The 381-nt window shown below is 41.7% G+C and carries 1 protein-coding gene; it reads right to left on the bottom strand.

Annotated elements, in window-relative coordinates; genetic code table 11:
* The coding region (locus ACYVTD_RS17790; protein ID WP_461248947.1) for a hypothetical protein at positions 1 to 366 on the bottom strand (366 nt) is incomplete at its 3' end.
* Between the last annotated feature and the right edge of the window lie 15 nt (positions 367 to 381).

The raw sequence follows: 381 nt of genomic DNA, 5'->3' as shown, positions 1-381 counted from the left end.
ATATATGGCGCACGAAGTGCTCATAGAAAGCAGTTTTTCGATTAATAATTGCGGGTTATAATCGTCATCATTCGCATTTTCTGACTTGTATTCATTTTCTAATCTACTAATTAAATTATTAAGCAGTTCCAAGAAAGAGGGAAGTTCCGCCAGTATATATTTGATGTTTTTTTCACGGCCCGCCTGTTCCAGTCTCGCCGCGTGATCCGAAAGCTCGTCTTTACCTATATTCGCAAGGGCGCTTTTCATGCCGTGGATATTGATGACAAACATAGAAATATCATCGCTCCTGCGGCCCTTGTTTACATAAATTGTTTCCAGCACGGCCGCGCTTTTTTTCGCGTCACGAAGGAAAAATTCAATCAACTGGCGGCTTAAGGA

The sequence above is a fragment of the Treponema sp. R6D11 genome, assembly GCF_054786075.1.
This window is presented reverse-complemented; position numbering and strand designations above follow the sequence as displayed.